Raw genomic sequence first — 15727 nt, 5'->3', positions numbered from 1 at the left:
CCATCCTGCCGTGCCCGCGTGGAAGGATCGAGGGACCGACCACGAGCGCACGGAGTGGACCATGAGCAGCACCGCCGTCCTGCGGGCACTGGACGCCGCCGTCCACGAGACGATCGTCGTCTCCGGCCCGGAGTTCGAGGCGGTGCACACCGACAAGTCCGGCTTCGTGACGGGGGAGCGGGCGCTCGCGCTGGTGCAGGCGCGCTCGATCGCCGACGTCCAGGCCGTGCTGCGGATCGCCACCGAGCACCGCGTGCCGGTCGTCCCCCGCGGTGCGGGGACGGGTCTCGCCGCCGGCGCGGTCGCGACCGCCGGAGCGATCGTGCTCTCGACCGCCCGGATGGACCGGATCCTCGAGATCTCGCTCGAGGACGAGCTCGCGGTGGTGGAGCCCGGCGTGATCAACCAGGCGCTCTCGGACGCCGTCGCCGCGGACGGGCTGATCTTCTCGCCGGATCCCGCCAGCAAGGCGATCTCGAGCATCGGGGGCAACATCGCCACGAACGCCGGAGGCCTGCTCTGCGCGAAGTACGGGGTGACCCGCGAGGCGGTGCTCGGACTCGCGGTGGTGCTCCCCGCCGGCCGCCTCGTGCGGACCGGCCGGCGCAGCGTCAAGGGCGTCACCGGCTACGACCTGACGGCGCTGCTCACGGGGTCGGAGGGCACGCTCGGCGTGATCGTCGAGGCGACCGTGCGCCTGCGGCCGATTCCGCAGGGGCCGGTCGTCACCGTCGCCGCCTGGTTCCCCAGCGTGGTGGCGGCGGCCGCCGCCTCCGCCGCCGTGACCGCCGCGCGGCTCCGGCCCGCGGTGATGGAGCTGATGGACGAGGCGGCGCTCGCCGCCATCGGCCGGTACACGGGCGTGCCGATGGACCGGGGCGCCGCGTACCTGCTCGTGCAGACCGACGGCGGGGGAGCGCGGGACGAGGCGGAGCGCGTCCTCGCGATCATCGCGGGAGCCGGAGGAGACGCCGAAGCCACCGAGGACCCGGTCGCGGGCGAGGCGCTTCTCGCGGTGCGGCGCGCCTTCCACCCGGCGCTCGAGGCCGAGGGGGAGGTGCTGATCGAGGACGTCTGCGTCCCGCGCTCGGCGCTGCCGGCGATGTTCGCCGCGATCCGGGGCATCGAGGAGCGGACCGGTCTGCGGATCCCGACGGTCGCCCACGCGGGCGACGGCAACCTGCATCCGAACTTCGTGCTGCCGCCCGGGGCGCAGGTCGTCGGCGAGGACGTCTGGGCGGCGGCCGCCGAGCTGTTCCGCACGGCCGTGGCGCTCGGCGGGACCCTGACGGGGGAGCACGGCGTCGGCCTGCTCAAGCGGCGCTGGCTCGAGGAGGAGCTGGGCGAGGACTCCACCGCCCTCCAGCGCGGCATCAAGGCGGTGTTCGATCCGCTCGGGATCATGAACCCCGGCAAGGTCTTCTGAGGCGTCAGGCGGGCAGCAGCCCGCCCGCCAGGAGAGCGGCGGTGAGCACGAGGGTCGCGGTCGACATCAGCCAGTAGAGGATCGTCTCGCGCCAGGAGCCGGCCGAGCCGAGCACCGGCAGAGCCGCGTACCCGCCGGAGGTCCAGAGCCGGCGGATCACCGGCGTGCGGCGGACGAGGCGGGGGGCGCGGATCCGCAGCGGCCAGAGCCAGTTGATGCCCCCGGTGGTGAGGGCGTCGCCGGCGATGTGCACCAGGTAGCCGAGCGTCGCCGCGACCCGCAGCCACGCCCAGCTGCCGTCGGCGAGGCCGACGAGCAGCCCGGTGACCACCGCGGCCGCCGCCCACGCGAGCGGCCAGGAGCGCGCGATCGCGGTCGCCTTCGCCGCGAAGGCCAGGGCGGGGAGCGTCAGCACCGCGGCGAGGGAGACCGTGCCCAGCGGCGGCAGCGGGAAGCGGATCGCGGTGAGCACCGGGACGAGGTACCAGACGACCGCGATCGCCAGCAAGGAGTGCATGCCGTGGCGGTGGCCGCCGCTGATGCGGCCGGCGGTCGCGGTGAGGAGGGAGGCCCCTGGCGCGGAACGGGAGATGGTCGCCCGCGCGTGGTCGGCGTCGGGGGCGAGCGCCCAGCCCGCGGCGACGCCGAGGCCCACGAGGCGGATGTCGAGCGGCAGGTCGGCGACTCCGAGGGGACCGGCGAGGGCCGGGACGGTCGTCGCGACCGACCAGGCGAGGGCGCCGGACACGGCGTGGGAACGGCCCATCACGGCGGGAGGCACCTCGTCTGCAGGTTCGGGCGCACCGGGGAGGGCCACGAGAGAACCCCCGGGAAACGTGCTGAGCACGGGCCGGGGGTGAGGGTGGGCGATACCGGACTCGAACCGATGACCTCTTCCGTGTGAAGGAAGCGCGCTACCAACTGCGCCAATCGCCCAGAGGGGCGTCTTGTGGACGACCCGAGAGACGATGTTAGCGGATCCTCGGGCGTCCGACGCACGCGCACGGCGCGCCACGCCCGGGTGAACGGGATGTGACGGGCCGGTTTCCGGCGGAAAGACGGGCGAGCAGCCGATCCGCACCGGATTCGCGTCCGCTCGATTTGGTTTCTCGCGCAGCCGTCCTATAAAGTCTTCTAGGTCGAGCCGGGCAGCGAAAGCGCCGGGGAGGCAGGGGAGCACATCCGGCAAGATGTGCGACCGACAAGGCAGTATGAAGACAAGCAGTACGGTAAGCAACTGAATACGACCTACATGCGGATGTGGCGCAGCGGTAGCGCATCACCTTGCCAAGGTGAGGGTCGCGAGTTCGAATCTCGTCATCCGCTCGAATATCGGCCTCCGGGCCGATGTTTCTGAGAGGGCCTCCGGGCTCTCTCCACCCGGTCGGCTCGCCTCGCGGGCCGCCGACACCGAACCCAATACACGGTGGATTGGCCGAGAGGCGAGGCAGCGGCCTGCAAAGCCGTATACACGGGTTCGAATCCCGTATCCACCTCGATCGTTCCGACGAACGAGGCGCTCCTCGCGGAGCAACGGGCGATTGGCGCAGCGGTAGCGCGCTTCCCTGACACGGAAGAGGTCACTGGTTCGATCCCAGTATCGCCCACCACCTGGAACCCCGGCCCTCGGCCGGGGTTCCGCTGTTTAAGGGCGACTCCGTGCCGCCGGAGCGCCGCCCCTCGGTCGAACCCGTTCGGGACCCGTCCGGCGAGGTCCTGCGCACCCGGCACCCGGGCTACCCTCGGGGACGTGCCTGCTGCGATCCGTCTCGACGAGAGCACGATCCTCCGTCTCGTCGCCCGCGAGGACGGCCCCGCCCTCTCGGCCGCGTACCGCCGCAACCGCCGGCACCTCGCGCCCTGGGAGCCGCTGCGGTCGACGCGCTTCTTCGAGGCGGGCGGACAGACCGACGCGATCGCCGACTCCCTCTTCGCGCACCGCTCCGGGAGCGTCCTGCCCCTGGTCCTCGCACAGGGCGACGCGATCGTCGGCCGGATCACGCTCTCGAACATCCTCCGGGGCGCCTTCGAGAGCGCCGAGATGGGCTACTGGCTCGACGCCGATCTGGAGGGGCGCGGGCTGATGACCCGCGCCGTCGGAGAGGCCGTCCGCCTCGCCCGCGACGAGCTGAATCTGCACCGGGTGCAGGCGGGGACTCTGCTGCACAACGTCGGCTCGCAGACCGTGCTCGAGCGCAACGGCTTCGAGCGCATCGGCGTCGCCCGGCGGTACCTGCGCATCGCGGGGGAGTGGCAGGACCACATCCTCTTCCAGCGCCTGCTGGAGCTCTCGGACGAGGCGCCCCTTGTGCCGCCCGGACCGCAGGCCTCTCCGAGCCGCAACGTCTAGGGTGGGCGGCGGCCGCACCGGCGATCGACCGGCGCACGGACCGAGAGGGACGGCTGGAGCATGACCCGCACCATCGGCGGACGTGAGTTCGACTTCGAGCGGCAGGTCGCCGTGATGGCGGTCGTGAACCGCACCCCCGACTCCTTCTACGACAAGGGCTCGACCTTCGCGCTCGACAGAGCGGTCGCCGCCTCGGTGCGCGCGGCCGAGCAGGGCGCCGACTGGGTCGACATCGGCGGGGTGCCCTTCGGGCGCGGACCCGCCGTGTCGCTGCAGGAGGAGATCGACCGGGTGGTCCCGGTCGTGGCCGGGATCCACGAGCGGAGCGACGTGGTCGTGTCGGTCGACACCACCCGTGCCGAGGTGGCGCGGCTGAGCATCGCCGAGGGCGCCTCCGTCGTCAACGACACGAGCGGACTGCACGATCCGGCGATGCTCGAGACGGTGGCATCCTCGAGCGCCCAGCTCGTGATCACCCACAGCCTGGGCGAGCCGCGGAGCGAGCCCCTTCGACCCGAGTACGACGACGTCGTCGCCTCGGTGATCGAGCACGTGCGCGAGCGGGTGGAGCGGGCACTCGCGGGCGGGATCCCGCGCGAGCGGATCATCGTCGACCCGGGCCACGACCTCAACAAGAACACCCTGCACACGCTCGAGCTCACGCGCCGGCTCGGCGAGGTGGCGGCCCTGGGCCTTCCTGTGCTCGCGGCGGTCTCGAACAAGGACTTCATCGGCGAGACGCTCGACCGCCCGCAGGGGGAGCGGCTGGAGGGCTCGCTGGCCGCCGCCGTGATCTGCATCCTGAACGGAGCGAGGATCGTGCGGATGCACGACGTGCGGCAGGCGGTGGACGCGGTGCGGCTCACCGAGGCGGTGCTCGGCTGGCGGGCGCCCGCCTTCCTCCGCCACAACATCGAGCCCGTCGCATGAGCGCGGCGATCGATCGACTGCTCCCGTCGCCGCTGCGCGCGCTGGACGACGACGCGCTCCTCGCGCTCTACTCCGAGGACTCGGCCGACGAGTGGCTGCGGGTCAACTTCGTCTCGAGCATCGACGGGGCGGTGACCCGCGAGGGGCTTTCGGGCGCGCTCGGCGGCGAGGCGGACGAGCGGGTCTTCGATCTGCTGCGCCGACTCGCCGACGTGGTGCTCGTCGCGGCCGGCACGGTGCGCACCGAGGGCTACGGGCCGATGGTGCTGGGGGAGGCGTCGGCGCGCGCGCGATCCGCCCAGGGCCGGGAGCCGCATCCGGTGTTCGCGATCGTCTCGGGCTCGCTCGAGCTCGATCCGGCGTCGCGGATCTTCACCGAGGCGCCCGTGCGCCCGGTCGTCGTCACCACGGGGTCGTCCCCGTCGCGCAAGCGCTCGGAGCTCGGCGAGGTGGCCGATGTGCTCGTCTGCGGGGAGGAGGCGCTGGACGCCGCGCGGATGAGGGACGCCCTCGCCGAGCGCGGACTGGGCCGCATCCACTGCGAGGGCGGGCCGGCGCTGCTCGGCACCCTCCTCGCCCACGACGTGGTCGACGAGCTCGATCTGACGATCAGCCCGACGCTGGAGTCGGGCGACGCCGGGCGCATCGCCCGCGGGGACGCACTGGAGGCGAGGACGCAGCGCCTCGCGCACGTCCTCGCCTCCGGAGACACCCTCCTGCTGCGCTACCTGCGCGCCCGCTGACGCGCGGCGCGCAGGTCGCGCGGGTCGCTAGTCCGCCAGCACGAACTGCGGCGACACGCTGCGCGGCGCCAGGCGCTGGAGCTGCGTGACGTGCGACGGGTTCAGCTCCTCGAGGGAGTTGACGCCCAGCAGCCGCATGGTGCGGGTGATCTGCTCGGAGAGGATCTCGATCATGCGGTTCACGCCCGCCTCGCCGCCGGCCATGAGGCCGTACAGGTAGGCGCGGCCGACGAGCGTGAAGCGGGCGCCGAGCGCGACCGACGCGACGATGTCGGCGCCGGACATGATGCCGGTGTCGAGGTGGACCTCCATGCCGGACGTGCTGCCGGTGCCGACCTCGCGGACCACCTCGGGGAGGAGGTGGAAGGGGATGGGCGCGCGGTCGAGCTGGCGGCCGCCGTGGTTCGAGAGCACGATGCCGTCCACGCCGAGCTCGGCGACGCGGCGGGCGTCGTCGACGGTCTGGATGCCCTTGACGACGATCTTCCCCGGCCACTGGTCGCGGATCCACGCCAGGTCCTCGAAGCCCACGGTCGGGTCGAACATGGTGTCGAGCAGCTCGCCGACGGTGCCCGACCAGCGGTCCAGCGACGCGAACGACAGCGGCTCGGTGGTGAGGAAGTCGACCCACCACCACGGGCGCGGCATCGCGTTCACGACGGTGCCCAGCGTGAGCTGCGGCGGGATCGAGAAGCCGTTGCGCTTGTCACGGAGGCGGGCGCCGGCCACCGGGACGTCGACCGTCACGAGGAGGGTGTCGAAGCCGGACGCGGCGGCCCGGTCGACCAGCGCCATCGACCGGTCGCGGTCCTTCCACATGTAGAGCTGGAACCAGTTGCGTCCGTCGGGGTTGGCGGCCTTCACGTCCTCGATGGCGGTGGTGCCCATCGTGGAGAGGGAGAAGGGGATGCCCCACTTGGCCGCGTTGCGCGCGCCGGCGATCTCGCCCTCGGTCTGCATCATGCGGGTGAAGCCCGTCGGCGCGATGCCGAAGGGGAGCGAGACCGGAGCGCCGAGGACGTCCCAGCCGGTGCTGACCTCCGACACGTCGCGGAGGATCGCCGGGTGGAACTCGATGTCCTCGAACGCCTGGCGAGCGCGGCCGAGCGAGATCTCGGCTTCGGCGGCGCCCTCCGTGTAGTCGAACGCGGCCTTGGGTGTGCGCCGCTTCGCGATGCGCTGCAGATCGTGGATCGTCAGCGCCTTGTCGAGCCGGGCCTTCTTGAGGTCGAGCTCGGGCTTCTTGAACTGCATGAGGGGCGCGAGATCGCGCACCTTCGGGATTCGTCGGTCGACCATGGTCAGTCCTTCTCCGCTTCGCTGGGTGTCAGGTGGGTCTCGGCGTAGTAGCCGGAGATGTGGGCCTCGACGAGCGCGCGGGCGCGGTCGGGGTCGGCGGCCGCGATCGCGGCGACCAGGGCTCGGTGCTCGCTCCGCAGGCGGTCGCGGGTGCGCGGCCAGTCGGGCAGGGTCCGAGCGGCAGCGAGCACGTAGCTCTCGACGGCGTCGCGCAGCCCTGCCGTCATGGCGGCGATGACGGCGTTGCCGGACGCCTCGGCGAGGGAGAGGTGGAACTGCTGGTCGAGCGCCAGGAAGGCGTCGTGATCGATCGCGTCCGCGTCCATCGCGTCCAGGAGCTCGCGGCTCTCGCCCAGGGGGATCGACGCGGTGCGCGCCAGGTCGTCGACCACGGCCGTCTCCAGGACCAGGCGGGTGCGGACGACGTCCTCCACGGCGAATCCGCTCGCGGCGACCTGCAGTCGCAGGAGGGCGCTCATGCCTCCCGTCGGCCGGGCGACGATGACGGCGCCGGCCGCGGGGCCGGAACCGGCTCGGGTGCGCACGAGCCCCATCACCTCGAGGACGCGGACGGCCTCGCGGACGGAGGAGCGGCCGACGCCGAGCTCGAGGGCGAGTGCGCGCTCTGCGGGGAGACGGTCGCCGGGGCCCAGGGCGCCGGTGAGGAGCAGGCCCTCGACATGCGCGAGGACGGCCTCCCAGGCGCGCTCCGTGTCGCTCATCGCCGCCTCCCTCTGTGGTCAGACCACACCGTAGCATGTGGTCTGACCACACCGCAGCAGGTGACTCGACCATCGGTGAGCGGGCGGTGCCGAGGCTGGCCGGATGACCGGACCCGACCTCTCGAGGCAGTACTCGCTCGACGGCGTCGTCGTCCCGGCGGTCGTACGCCGCATCGGCGGTCCGTCACCGGAGCTGGCGTGGCGGAATCAGGCCGACGGTCTGACGTTCCGCGTGGCATCGGGCTCTCTCACGTGGAACCCGGCGGGCAGCGGCATCGACCTGAGGCGCGAGACGGCGCGGCTGCGCTGGCTGCAGGGCCGGCATCCGGTGCCGCGGGTGCTCGACGCGGGGGAGGAGGACGGCGGTCAGTGGCTGCTCACGGAGGCGCTCGAGGGCCGCAGCGCCGTCGATCCGCAGTGGATCGCCCGTCCGGAGACCGCGGTGCGCGCCGTCGCGCGGAACCTGCGAGCGCTGCACGACGTTCCGGTGCGGGAGCTGCCGGAGGAGCTCGCCCACGACTCCTGGTTCCACCGCTCCGTGCGCGGTGGCGCCGTCCCCGCCCTCGAGGATCCGGTCCTGGTGCACGGCGACGCCTGCGCCCCGAACACGGTGCTCAGCGACAGCGGCGAGTGGAGCGGCACGGTCGACGTCCGAGCGCTCTGGACCGCCGAGTCCTGATCCGGCGGCTCAGCCGGCCGAGCCGTCCTCCGCGGCCTTGTCCTGGTCCGAGCCCTTCTTGTTCTCGGACGCCAGGCGCAGCCAGCGGCCGTCGCGCAGGTCCTGCTCGTGCACGGCGGCCTTCTTGTCGCTCGCGGCGGTGTCGCGCGGCGGGAGCTGGATGGTCTCCTCCGCCTCGATGCCCGCCTGGAGCTCGCGGCCCCGCTCGAGCTCGGCGTCGAACTCGGCGCCGAACAGGAGCGCGATGTTCGTGATCCAGATCCAGAGGAGGAACACGATGACCGCGCCGAGCGAGCCGTAGGTCCGGTCGTAGTTCGAGAAGTTGGCGACGTAGAAGCCGAAGCCGACCGAGGCGATGAGCCAGATCAGCAGGGCGATGATCGAGCCCGCGCCGATCCAGCGGAACTTCGGCTGGCGGATGTTCGGCGCCCAGTAGTAGAGGATCGCGACGATCACGATCGCGATCACGAGGAGCACGGGCCACTTCGCGATGTTCCACACCGTGAGGGCGGCGGGGCCGAGCCCGACCACGTCACCGACGGCTTCGGCGACCGGTCCGCTGAGCACCAGGATCAGGGCGGCGACGACGATCAGGACGACCGTCGCCACGGTGACGCCGAGCATCGTCGGACGGAGCTTCCAGAAGGGACGCCCCTCGTCGATCTCGTAGACGCGGTTCATCGCACGGCCGAAGGCCCCGACGTATCCCGAGGCGGACCAGAGGGCGCCGAGGATACCGGTGACGAACGCGACACCGGCGGCGGGGGAGCTGGTGAGCGACTCGATCGGGTCGCGGAGCACGTCCACGACCTGCGTGGACGCGAGGTTCCCGATCAGCTCGAGCACGGTGTCGGTGGTCGCCTGAGCCTGGCCGAAGAGCCCCAGCACCGAGACGATCGCCAGCAGCGCCGGGAACAGCGCCAGGACCGCGTAGTAGGTGAGGGCCGCGGCGAGATCGGTGCACTGATCGGCGCCGAACTCGCGCATCGTCTTCTTGAGCACGTAGCCCCACGAGCGCTTCGTCAGATCGCTCAGCTCGTCCGGCTTGCGCGCGTCGTCGGGCTCGGGCGCGGTCTTCTCTCGGGTCGTGCTCTTCTCGGCCATGCCGCCACGCTACGGCGCTCGGCGGGTGCGCGGTGGCCCTTGACGCCGGTGCCCCGCGCTGTCAGGCGGCGCTCAGGCGGACGGTGCGACGCGCGGTCCGCGCCCCTGCCTCGCCGCCGCCAGCACTCCGAAGAGGAGGAAGGAGCAGGTCGCGCCGAGGACGAGGAGGAGCGGGGCGTCCCAGCCGCCGCTCGCGTCGTGCGCGAACCCGAGGACCGTGGGGGCGGTGGCGGCGACGGCGTAGCCGATCCCCTGGACCGTCGCCGAGAGCCGTGATGCATGGGCGTCCGACTGCGACAGCCGCACCACGAGGACGAAGACGACCGTGAATCCGCCGCCCTGGGCGACGCCGCCGAGCGCGCACCACAGCGCCCACAGATCGGGTGCCAGCAGGAGCCCCGCCGGCACCGTGCACCAGAGGGAGCCGACGAGGGCGATGCTGCCCAGCGGCCGCAGCCGGCGCACCAGGAGCGGGACGCCCAGTGCGCCGACGACCGCTGCGAGCTGGAAGACGGAGGAGCTCGCTCCGGCGGTCTCGACCGAGAAGCCGTTGCGGTCGACGAGGAGGCTCGGCAGCCACGCGGTCACTCCGTAGTACGAGAACGCCTGGCTGGAGAAGCAGACCGCGAGCGCGAGCACCGTGGCGCTCCGCCAGATGCGCGGAGGAGCCTCCGTGCGGCGATCGGGCGACGGGGTGCGCGGCACGGGACGGACGGCTCGCCAGGGGCCGACCGCGGCGAGCCAGCCGAGCAGCGCGAGCAGGGTGAGGACGAGCCAGACCAGGAGGGCGCCGCGCCAGCCCAGGAGGAGGGCGAGGGGCGCCGTGCCCAGGGACGTGATCGTCGAGCCGATGTTGAGGGCGGCCGTGTAGACGCCCGTGGTGAGATCGACCCGTGCGGCGGAGACGTCCCGGCGGATCACGACGGGGACGACCACGTTGCCGATGGTGATGAAGACGCCGATGAGCACGGTGCCCGCCACGACGGCGACGGTGTCGCCCGACGAGCGGACGATCGTGCCGAGTGCGACCCCGAGCACGGTGACCGTCACCGCGGCGTCGGGCCCGGCGCGGCGGATGACCAGCAGGGCGAGCGGCGTCGCCAGGGCGAAGCAGAGCACGGGGATGCTCGTCAGGACGCCGGCCTGCCCGGAGGAGAGGGACAGGTCGTCGCGGATCGAGTCGATCACGGGCGCGACGGCGACGATCGGCCCGCGCAGGACCAGTGCGACGAGGGCGACGGCGACGACGAAGAGCCAGGGGGCGCTCCGACGCGGCGTCATCGACGCATCGGGGCGGGTGCGAAGCGGCGGCCGCGCACCGCGGTCAGGACCCGAGCTGGGAGAGGAAGCCCCCGAGGTTGACGAGGAAGCCGATGCCGCCGAAGACGATGCCGGCGATCCCCGTCACCAGGCCGGCGGTCGCCATGCCGCGGCCGATACCCGTGACTGCGGCGGCGGCGCGGCCGCGCACCGAGAACACGATGGCGAGGATGGAGGGGACGAAGAGCGGGTTCACGAGGAGGCTGAGGACGCCCAGCACGAGGCTCGCGATCGCCATCGGGTTCCGGCCGGAGGCCGCGGGCGACGCGTACGGGTTCGTCGCGTAGGGGTTGGACGAGTACGCGTTCGTCGCGTACGGGTTCGTCGCCGTCGGATCGGACGAGTACGGATCGCCGGCGGCGCCGCCCGTTCCGGAGGGTGCGGTCCCGTAGCCGGGATCCGCCGAGGGCGCCGGACCGCCGGAGGCGGCGTCCGGAGTGCCGTAGATCGGAGCAGCGGGCGGCTGCGGGGCGGCCGGACGGGACCGGTCGGTCCAGGCGGATCCGTCCCAGTAGAGCTCCGAGCCGAGGTCGGCGGGGTGCGGGTACCACCCGGGCGCCGGAGTGCGAGGGGATTCGTCGGACATGGGGGAATTCTAGGGCTCGGCACCCGGGGTGCGGGGCCGAGCCCGGCGGGTCAGTCCTTGGGCTGCTCGATGCCGAGAGCGTTGCCGTCCGGGTCGAGGATCCACGCCGACCAGACGCTGCCCCGATCGGCGACGCCGTTCTCGGTGCGCAGTTCGTCGGTGTCGTAGTCCTCGGGGGTCACGCCGCGCTCGGCGAGGGCGTCGAGCTCGGCGCGCAGGTCGGCGACGCGCCAGGACGCCTTGGTCTGCTCGTCCTTGGAACCGGTGCTGCTGGCGGTCACGGTGAGGCGGGTCCCGCCGGTGAGGTAGGCGACGGCGGAGTCGCTCTCCTCGATCACCTCGAGGCCGAGCGCGTCGGCGTAGAACGCGCGCGAGGCGGCGAGATCGGTCGAGAGCAGGACGGGGCCGATCGGGGAGTCGGAGAGCACGGGTGCACCTTTCGTCGAGGAGTCGCTCGGGGCGACGGGTGCTCCCAGCCCACGCCCTCGCCGCAGGGTCGACAAGGGGTTGCGTGCTCGGCTGTCCGGACGGCGCAGCGGGGCTGCGCCGTCCACCGCCGGGCGCACAGGACGGTCCCGACGCGAGGAGGCGTGATGAACGGACCGGACCGGCACGGAGCGTCCGCGCTCGCGGCCCTCACCCGCCTGGCGGCGGAGCTCGTCGAGGACGGGGCGCTCGAGGGGGAGGAGCTGCGGCGGCTCGCCCACGCTCCGGCGGCCGAGGAGTCGGCATCCCTGGGACGGGAGCTGAACGGACCGGCCGAGCGGGTGAGCGCCCGCCCCTGATCCTCAGTCCCGGATGACGGCCCTCTCGAGAGCGGCCTCGAGGAGACCCAGCGCCTCGCCGGGACCGACGCGGCTGCCGGGCGTGAGCATCCGCATCCTCAGCCCGTCGACGAGAGCGAGGATCAGCTCGACGTGCTGCTCGAGAGGCCCCCGTCGCAGCACGCCCTCCTCCGACAGCACGTCGATCCACCGCGCAGTGCTCGCGCGGCTGCTCGCGGCGACCGCCTCGAGCAGCACCCGGCCCTGATCGGTCGCTCCCACTCCGAGCCCGGCGGCGTGGAGCGCGAACCAGCCGCTCAGGGCGGGAGGAGCGTCCGCCGCGGGCAGGAACTGCCCGACGCACTCGACGAGGCGCTCCAGCGGATCGAGGCGACGGTCGGCGATCCGGTGGTCCTCGAGGCCGGCGTGGAAGAGCTCGGCGACCACCGCGTCGTACAGACCCCGCTGGGTGGGGAAGTGGTGGCGCAGCGTGCTGGCGCCGATCCCCGCGCGCGCGGCGACCGTCCGGACGCTCAGGGCGGCGACGCCGGACTCGGCGACCACCGATCGGGCCGCCTCGAGGATCTGCTCGCGCCGGTCCATCGGATCGCCCCCCTGATCGGCTCCTCCCCGGTCGCGGACCGGATCCGGCACGCCGTACCGGCACGGCGTGCCAGCGGGAGACGGTACAGCGTACCAGGCGCTGTTCCGGGCATCGGGGCCGTCCTCCTCGCCGAGGGGCGCCCGTCCCGACCGCTGTACGGGAAACGAAGTCCCGCCGGGGCGTCGCCACTCCGGGCCGTCGTCTTCGCCAGGCTGGTCGGGAACCTCGACGGGTGCCGGTGCTCCGGCGCCCGGGAACGGACGCATGGACACGGACAGCAGTGAGCACCCGCTCGCGGTCGACGACGCACTGGCACTGATCTCGGTCCTCGCCGTGCTGGAGGGCGCCCTCGCGTCGGGCGGCCTGCCGTCGGATGTGGAGACCGTGCTCATCCGCCACCTCGTGCAGAACGACCTGCTGCTCCCGGGCGCCGACCGCGGGGAGCTGCTCGACGCCCTGCGCGGTCTCGACGAGCGCGTGCGCGCCGTCCTCGACTAGGGCGCCGGACGCTCGCCGCGGGCCGTCGGCCGCGGACGAGCCCTGCCCGGCGGGCGGCTAAAGTCGAGGGGTTGGCGAAGCCCTGAGGAGTGTCCGCGCGTGTCGAACGAACCGTCGAATCCGTCCGAGAACGAGTCCCCCGCGGTGGTGACCGAGGCCGGGACGGGCTTCACGCACTTCTCCGACCGGGCCGTCGTCGCGATCCGCGTCAACGGCGAGCTGAAGGACCTGGCGGCGGAGGTCGTCCCCGGCGACCGCATCGAGCCGGTGCTGATCTCCTCGCCCGACGGGCTGAGCATCCTCCGCCACTCCGCCGCGCACGTCCTCGCGCAGGCCGTGCAGCAGAGCAACCCGGAGGCGAAGCTGGGCATCGGCCCGCCCGTCACCGACGGCTTCTACTACGACTTCGACGTCGAGGAGCCCTTCACGCCCGAGGCGATGAAGGCGCTCGAGAAGGCGATGGACCGCATCATCCGGCAGGGCCAGCGCTTCGTGCGGCGCGTGGTGACCGAGGAGGAGGCCCGGAGCGAGCTGTCCGCCGAGCCCTACAAGCTCGAGCTCATCGGCCTCAAGGGCGGGGGAGCGGACGACGAGTCGGTCGAGGTCGGCGGCGCCGAGCTCACCATCTACGACAACGTCGACCCGCGCACCGGCGAGACGGTCTGGAAGGACCTCTGCCGCGGTCCCCACCTGCCCAACACCCGCATGATCGGCAACGGCTACGCGCTGACCCGCAACGCCGCGGCGTACTGGCGGGGCTCCGAGAAGAACCCGCAGCTGCAGCGCGTGTACGGCACGGCCTGGCCGACGAAGGACGAGCTCCGCGCCCACCAGGCGCGCCTCGAGGAGGCCGCCCGCCGCGACCACCGCAAGCTCGGCCACGAGCTCGACCTCTTCTCGTTCCCCGACGAGATCGGCTCCGGTCTCGCGGTCTTCCACCCCAAGGGCGGCATCATCCGCTACGAGATCGAGCAGTACATGCGCGAGCAGCTGCTCGCGCACGACTACGAGCTCGTCTACACGCCGCACATCACCAAGGGCGACCTCTTCACCACCAGCGGGCACCTGCAGTGGTACTCCGAGGGCATGTTCCCCCCGATGCACCTCGACGAGCTGCAGGACGAGGACGGGAACATCACCCGCCAGGGCCAGGACTACTACCTCAAGCCCATGAACTGCCCGTTCCACAACCTGATCTTCCGCTCGCGCGGACGCAGCTACCGCGAGCTGCCCCTGCGCCTGGCCGAGTTCGGCACCGTCTACCGCTACGAGAAGAGCGGCACCCTGCAGGGCCTCACCCGCGTGCGCGGGCTCACGCAGGACGACGCGCACATCTACGTGACGCAGGAGGACGTGGCGGCCGAGCTCACCCGCAACCTCGAGTTCGTCCTCCAGGTGCTGCGCGACTACGGCCTGAACGACTTCTACCTGGAGCTCTCGACCAACGAGGAGGGGAACCCGAAGTTCGTCGGCGCCCCCGAGCAGTGGGAGGCGGCCATCGAGTCCCTCCGCGCGGTCGCGGTGGAGTCGGGTCTCGAGCTGGTCCCCGATCCCGGCGGAGCGGCGTTCTACGGCCCCAAGATCTCGGTGCAGGCCCGCGACGCGATCGGCCGCACCTGGCAGATGTCGACGATCCAGCTCGACTTCAACCAGCCCGAGCGCTTCGAGCTCGAGTACACGGCGTCCGACGGCTCGAAGAAGCGGCCCGTGATGATCCACCGCGCGCTGTTCGGCTCGATCGAGCGCTTCTTCGCGATCCTCACCGAGCACTACGCCGGCGCGTTCCCGGTCTGGCTGTCTCCCGTGCAGGTCGTCGGCATCCCCATCGCCGACGAGTACCTCCCCTACCTCGAGGAGGTCGTCGGCGAGCTCAAGCGCTCCGGCGTCCGCGCCGAGATCGACTACTCCAGCGACCGCATGCAGAAGAAGATCCGCAACGCCACGCTGCAGAAGGTCCCCTTCCAGATCATCGTCGGCGAGAAGGACCGCGACGCCGGGGCGGTCAGCTTCCGCTTCCGCGACGGCACGCAGGAGAACGGGATCCCGGTCGCCGACGCCGTGGCGCGCATCCGCGAGGCGATCGCCTCGAAGGCGCAGGTGTGAGCGTGGACGACGATCTCGTCCCGGACGGCGCGGAGGGCTCCGCGCACCTCGCCGGCGTGCCGGACGAGTTCCAGCGGCTGTGGACCCCGCACCGCATGGTCTACATCCAGAAGGGGCAGCCCGGCGCCGACGACTGCCCGTTCTGCGTCGCGCCCACGCTGAGCGACGAGGAGGCGCTGATCGTCGCCCGCGGCGAGCACGCCTACGTCCTGCTCAATCTGTTCCCCTACAACTCCGGGCACCTGCTGGTCTGCCCGTACCGGCACATCCCGCTCTACGACGAGGCCACCCCGGAAGAAGTGGCCGAGATCGGCGCCCTCACGCAGACCGCGATGCGCGTGATCCGCGAGGTGTCGAACAACGACGGCTTCAACCTCGGGATGAACCAGGGCGCGGTCGCCGGCGCCGGGATCGCCGCGCATCTGCACCAGCACGTGGTGCCGCGCTGGGCGACGGACGCGAACTTCTTCCCGATCATCGCGCGCACGAAGGCGCTGCCGCAGCTCCTCGGCGACGTCCGCGCCAGCATCGCCGCCGCCTGGCCCGCGGCGTGAGCGGGGTCCGCGCAGGCGGACCTCGGTAGACTCGACGGCGCTGTC

General features: G+C 72.4%; 17 protein-coding genes and 4 tRNA genes. 12 read left to right on the top strand and 9 right to left on the bottom strand.

Going from position 1 to position 15727, the window contains the following annotated elements:
* Positions 1-61: 61 nt before the first annotated feature.
* Entirely contained in the window at positions 62-1426 is a 1365-nt protein-coding gene (locus NB037_RS00780) for an FAD-binding oxidoreductase (RefSeq protein WP_251942700.1), read from the top strand.
* Between the two features lie 4 nt (positions 1427-1430).
* Here NB037_RS00780 and NB037_RS00775 read toward each other — a convergent pair whose 3' ends face one another.
* Positions 1431-2192 (bottom strand): metal-dependent hydrolase, encoded by a 762-nt coding sequence (locus tag NB037_RS00775; protein ID WP_251942698.1) that lies wholly within the window; start codon positions 2190-2192, stop codon positions 1431-1433.
* A gap of 97 nt (positions 2193-2289) precedes the next feature.
* Positions 2290-2362 (bottom strand) — tRNA-Val (locus NB037_RS00770).
* 318 nt (positions 2363-2680) lie between these two features.
* Here NB037_RS00770 and NB037_RS00765 point away from each other — a divergent pair.
* The 6 genes from NB037_RS00765 to NB037_RS00740 all read left to right on the top strand — a co-directional run bounded on the left by NB037_RS00765 (position 2681) and on the right by NB037_RS00740 (position 5449).
* A tRNA-Gly gene (locus NB037_RS00765) sits at positions 2681-2752 on the top strand.
* A 99-nt stretch (positions 2753-2851) separates the two neighbouring features.
* Positions 2852-2922 (top strand) — tRNA-Cys (locus tag NB037_RS00760).
* Positions 2923-2961: 39 nt separating this feature from the next.
* Positions 2962-3036 (top strand) — tRNA-Val (locus NB037_RS00755).
* Positions 3037-3176: 140 nt separating this feature from the next.
* A complete protein-coding gene (locus NB037_RS00750) occupies positions 3177-3776 on the top strand; it encodes a GNAT family N-acetyltransferase (RefSeq protein WP_251942696.1) in 600 nt (199 codons plus the stop codon).
* 60 nt (positions 3777-3836) lie between these two features.
* Positions 3837-4706 (top strand): dihydropteroate synthase, encoded by an 870-nt coding sequence (gene folP, locus NB037_RS00745; protein WP_251942694.1) that lies wholly within the window; start codon positions 3837-3839, stop codon positions 4704-4706.
* Positions 4703-5449 (top strand): pyrimidine reductase family protein, encoded by a 747-nt coding sequence (locus tag NB037_RS00740; protein ID WP_251942692.1) that lies wholly within the window; start codon positions 4703-4705, stop codon positions 5447-5449. The genes folP and NB037_RS00740 overlap by 4 nt, the downstream gene beginning before the upstream one ends.
* Before the next feature lie 27 nt (positions 5450-5476).
* Here the strand turns inward: NB037_RS00740 and NB037_RS00735 are convergent, their stop codons facing one another.
* Positions 5477-6748 (bottom strand): alpha-hydroxy acid oxidase, encoded by a 1272-nt coding sequence (locus tag NB037_RS00735; protein ID WP_207404983.1) that lies wholly within the window; start codon positions 6746-6748, stop codon positions 5477-5479.
* Between the two features lie 2 nt (positions 6749-6750).
* Complete coding sequence (locus NB037_RS00730; protein ID WP_251942690.1) at positions 6751-7470, bottom strand: FadR/GntR family transcriptional regulator; 720 nt, start codon at positions 7468-7470, stop codon at positions 6751-6753.
* Positions 7471-7573: 103 nt separating this feature from the next.
* Here NB037_RS00730 and NB037_RS00725 point away from each other — a divergent pair, with 103 nt between their 5' ends.
* Positions 7574-8149: a phosphotransferase gene (locus NB037_RS00725; protein WP_251942688.1), complete on the top strand. Its 576-nt coding sequence runs from the start codon at positions 7574-7576 to the stop codon at positions 8147-8149.
* 9 nt (positions 8150-8158) lie between these two features.
* On the opposite strand, the gene NB037_RS00720 is transcribed toward NB037_RS00725, so the two are convergent.
* From NB037_RS00720 to NB037_RS00705, 4 genes are all read right to left on the bottom strand, one after another.
* Complete coding sequence (locus NB037_RS00720; protein ID WP_251942686.1) at positions 8159-9253, bottom strand: YihY/virulence factor BrkB family protein; 1095 nt, start codon at positions 9251-9253, stop codon at positions 8159-8161.
* A gap of 72 nt (positions 9254-9325) precedes the next feature.
* Positions 9326-10534 (bottom strand): MFS transporter, encoded by a 1209-nt coding sequence (locus NB037_RS00715; protein WP_251942683.1) that lies wholly within the window; start codon positions 10532-10534, stop codon positions 9326-9328.
* Between the two features lie 43 nt (positions 10535-10577).
* Positions 10578-11159, bottom strand: a complete 582-nt coding sequence (locus tag NB037_RS00710; protein WP_251942681.1) for a DUF4190 domain-containing protein — start codon at positions 11157-11159, stop codon at positions 10578-10580.
* A 50-nt stretch (positions 11160-11209) separates the two neighbouring features.
* Positions 11210-11587, bottom strand: coding sequence for a VOC family protein (locus NB037_RS00705; protein WP_251942679.1), 378 nt, complete (start codon positions 11585-11587; stop codon positions 11210-11212).
* 165 nt (positions 11588-11752) lie between these two features.
* On the opposite strand from NB037_RS00705, the gene NB037_RS00700 reads away from it, so the two are divergent.
* Entirely contained in the window at positions 11753-11944 is a 192-nt protein-coding gene (locus NB037_RS00700; RefSeq protein ID WP_251942677.1) for a hypothetical protein, read from the top strand.
* 3 nt (positions 11945-11947) lie between these two features.
* Here NB037_RS00700 and NB037_RS00695 read toward each other — a convergent pair whose 3' ends face one another.
* Entirely contained in the window at positions 11948-12526 is a 579-nt protein-coding gene (locus tag NB037_RS00695) for a TetR/AcrR family transcriptional regulator (RefSeq protein WP_251942675.1), read from the bottom strand.
* A gap of 265 nt (positions 12527-12791) precedes the next feature.
* Here NB037_RS00695 and NB037_RS00690 point away from each other — a divergent pair, with 265 nt between their 5' ends.
* The 3 genes from NB037_RS00690 (at position 12792) to NB037_RS00680 (ending at position 15682) form a co-directional block, all read left to right on the top strand.
* Complete coding sequence (locus NB037_RS00690; protein WP_251942674.1) at positions 12792-13025, top strand: hypothetical protein; 234 nt, start codon at positions 12792-12794, stop codon at positions 13023-13025.
* Positions 13026-13169: 144 nt separating this feature from the next.
* Positions 13170-15128 carry a threonine--tRNA ligase gene (thrS, locus tag NB037_RS00685; RefSeq protein WP_251942766.1) on the top strand — a complete coding sequence of 653 codons (1959 nt, stop codon included), beginning with the start codon at positions 13170-13172 and terminating at the stop codon, positions 15126-15128.
* A 2-nt stretch (positions 15129-15130) separates the two neighbouring features.
* Complete coding sequence (locus NB037_RS00680; protein ID WP_251942672.1) at positions 15131-15682, top strand: HIT family protein; 552 nt, start codon at positions 15131-15133, stop codon at positions 15680-15682.
* Positions 15683-15727 lie beyond the last annotated feature (45 nt).

Source organism: Rathayibacter rubneri, from assembly GCF_023743255.1.
GTDB classification, from domain to species: Bacteria; Actinomycetota; Actinomycetes; order Actinomycetales; family Microbacteriaceae; genus Rathayibacter; species Rathayibacter rubneri.
This window is presented reverse-complemented; position numbering and strand designations above follow the sequence as displayed.

Coding starts and splice junctions, on each gene's coding strand:
- NB037_RS00725 (WP_251942688.1), top strand. CDS start 7,574: ATGACCGGACCCGACCTCTCGAGGCAGTACTCGCTCGACGGCGTCGTC.
- NB037_RS00735 (WP_207404983.1), bottom strand. CDS start 6,748: ATGGTCGACCGACGAATCCCGAAGGTGCGCGATCTCGCGCCCCTCATG.
- NB037_RS00700 (WP_251942677.1), top strand. CDS start 11,753: ATGAACGGACCGGACCGGCACGGAGCGTCCGCGCTCGCGGCCCTCACC.
- NB037_RS00730 (WP_251942690.1), bottom strand. CDS start 7,470: ATGAGCGACACGGAGCGCGCCTGGGAGGCCGTCCTCGCGCATGTCGAG.
- NB037_RS00710 (WP_251942681.1), bottom strand. CDS start 11,159: ATGTCCGACGAATCCCCTCGCACTCCGGCGCCCGGGTGGTACCCGCAC.
- NB037_RS00695 (WP_251942675.1), bottom strand. CDS start 12,526: ATGGACCGGCGCGAGCAGATCCTCGAGGCGGCCCGATCGGTGGTCGCC.
- NB037_RS00775 (WP_251942698.1), bottom strand. CDS start 2,192: ATGGGCCGTTCCCACGCCGTGTCCGGCGCCCTCGCCTGGTCGGTCGCG.
- NB037_RS00720 (WP_251942686.1), bottom strand. CDS start 9,253: ATGGCCGAGAAGAGCACGACCCGAGAGAAGACCGCGCCCGAGCCCGAC.
- folP (WP_251942694.1), top strand. CDS start 3,837: ATGACCCGCACCATCGGCGGACGTGAGTTCGACTTCGAGCGGCAGGTC.
- NB037_RS00690 (WP_251942674.1), top strand. CDS start 12,792: ATGGACACGGACAGCAGTGAGCACCCGCTCGCGGTCGACGACGCACTG.
- NB037_RS00715 (WP_251942683.1), bottom strand. CDS start 10,534: ATGACGCCGCGTCGGAGCGCCCCCTGGCTCTTCGTCGTCGCCGTCGCC.
- NB037_RS00780 (WP_251942700.1), top strand. CDS start 62: ATGAGCAGCACCGCCGTCCTGCGGGCACTGGACGCCGCCGTCCACGAG.
- NB037_RS00740 (WP_251942692.1), top strand. CDS start 4,703: ATGAGCGCGGCGATCGATCGACTGCTCCCGTCGCCGCTGCGCGCGCTG.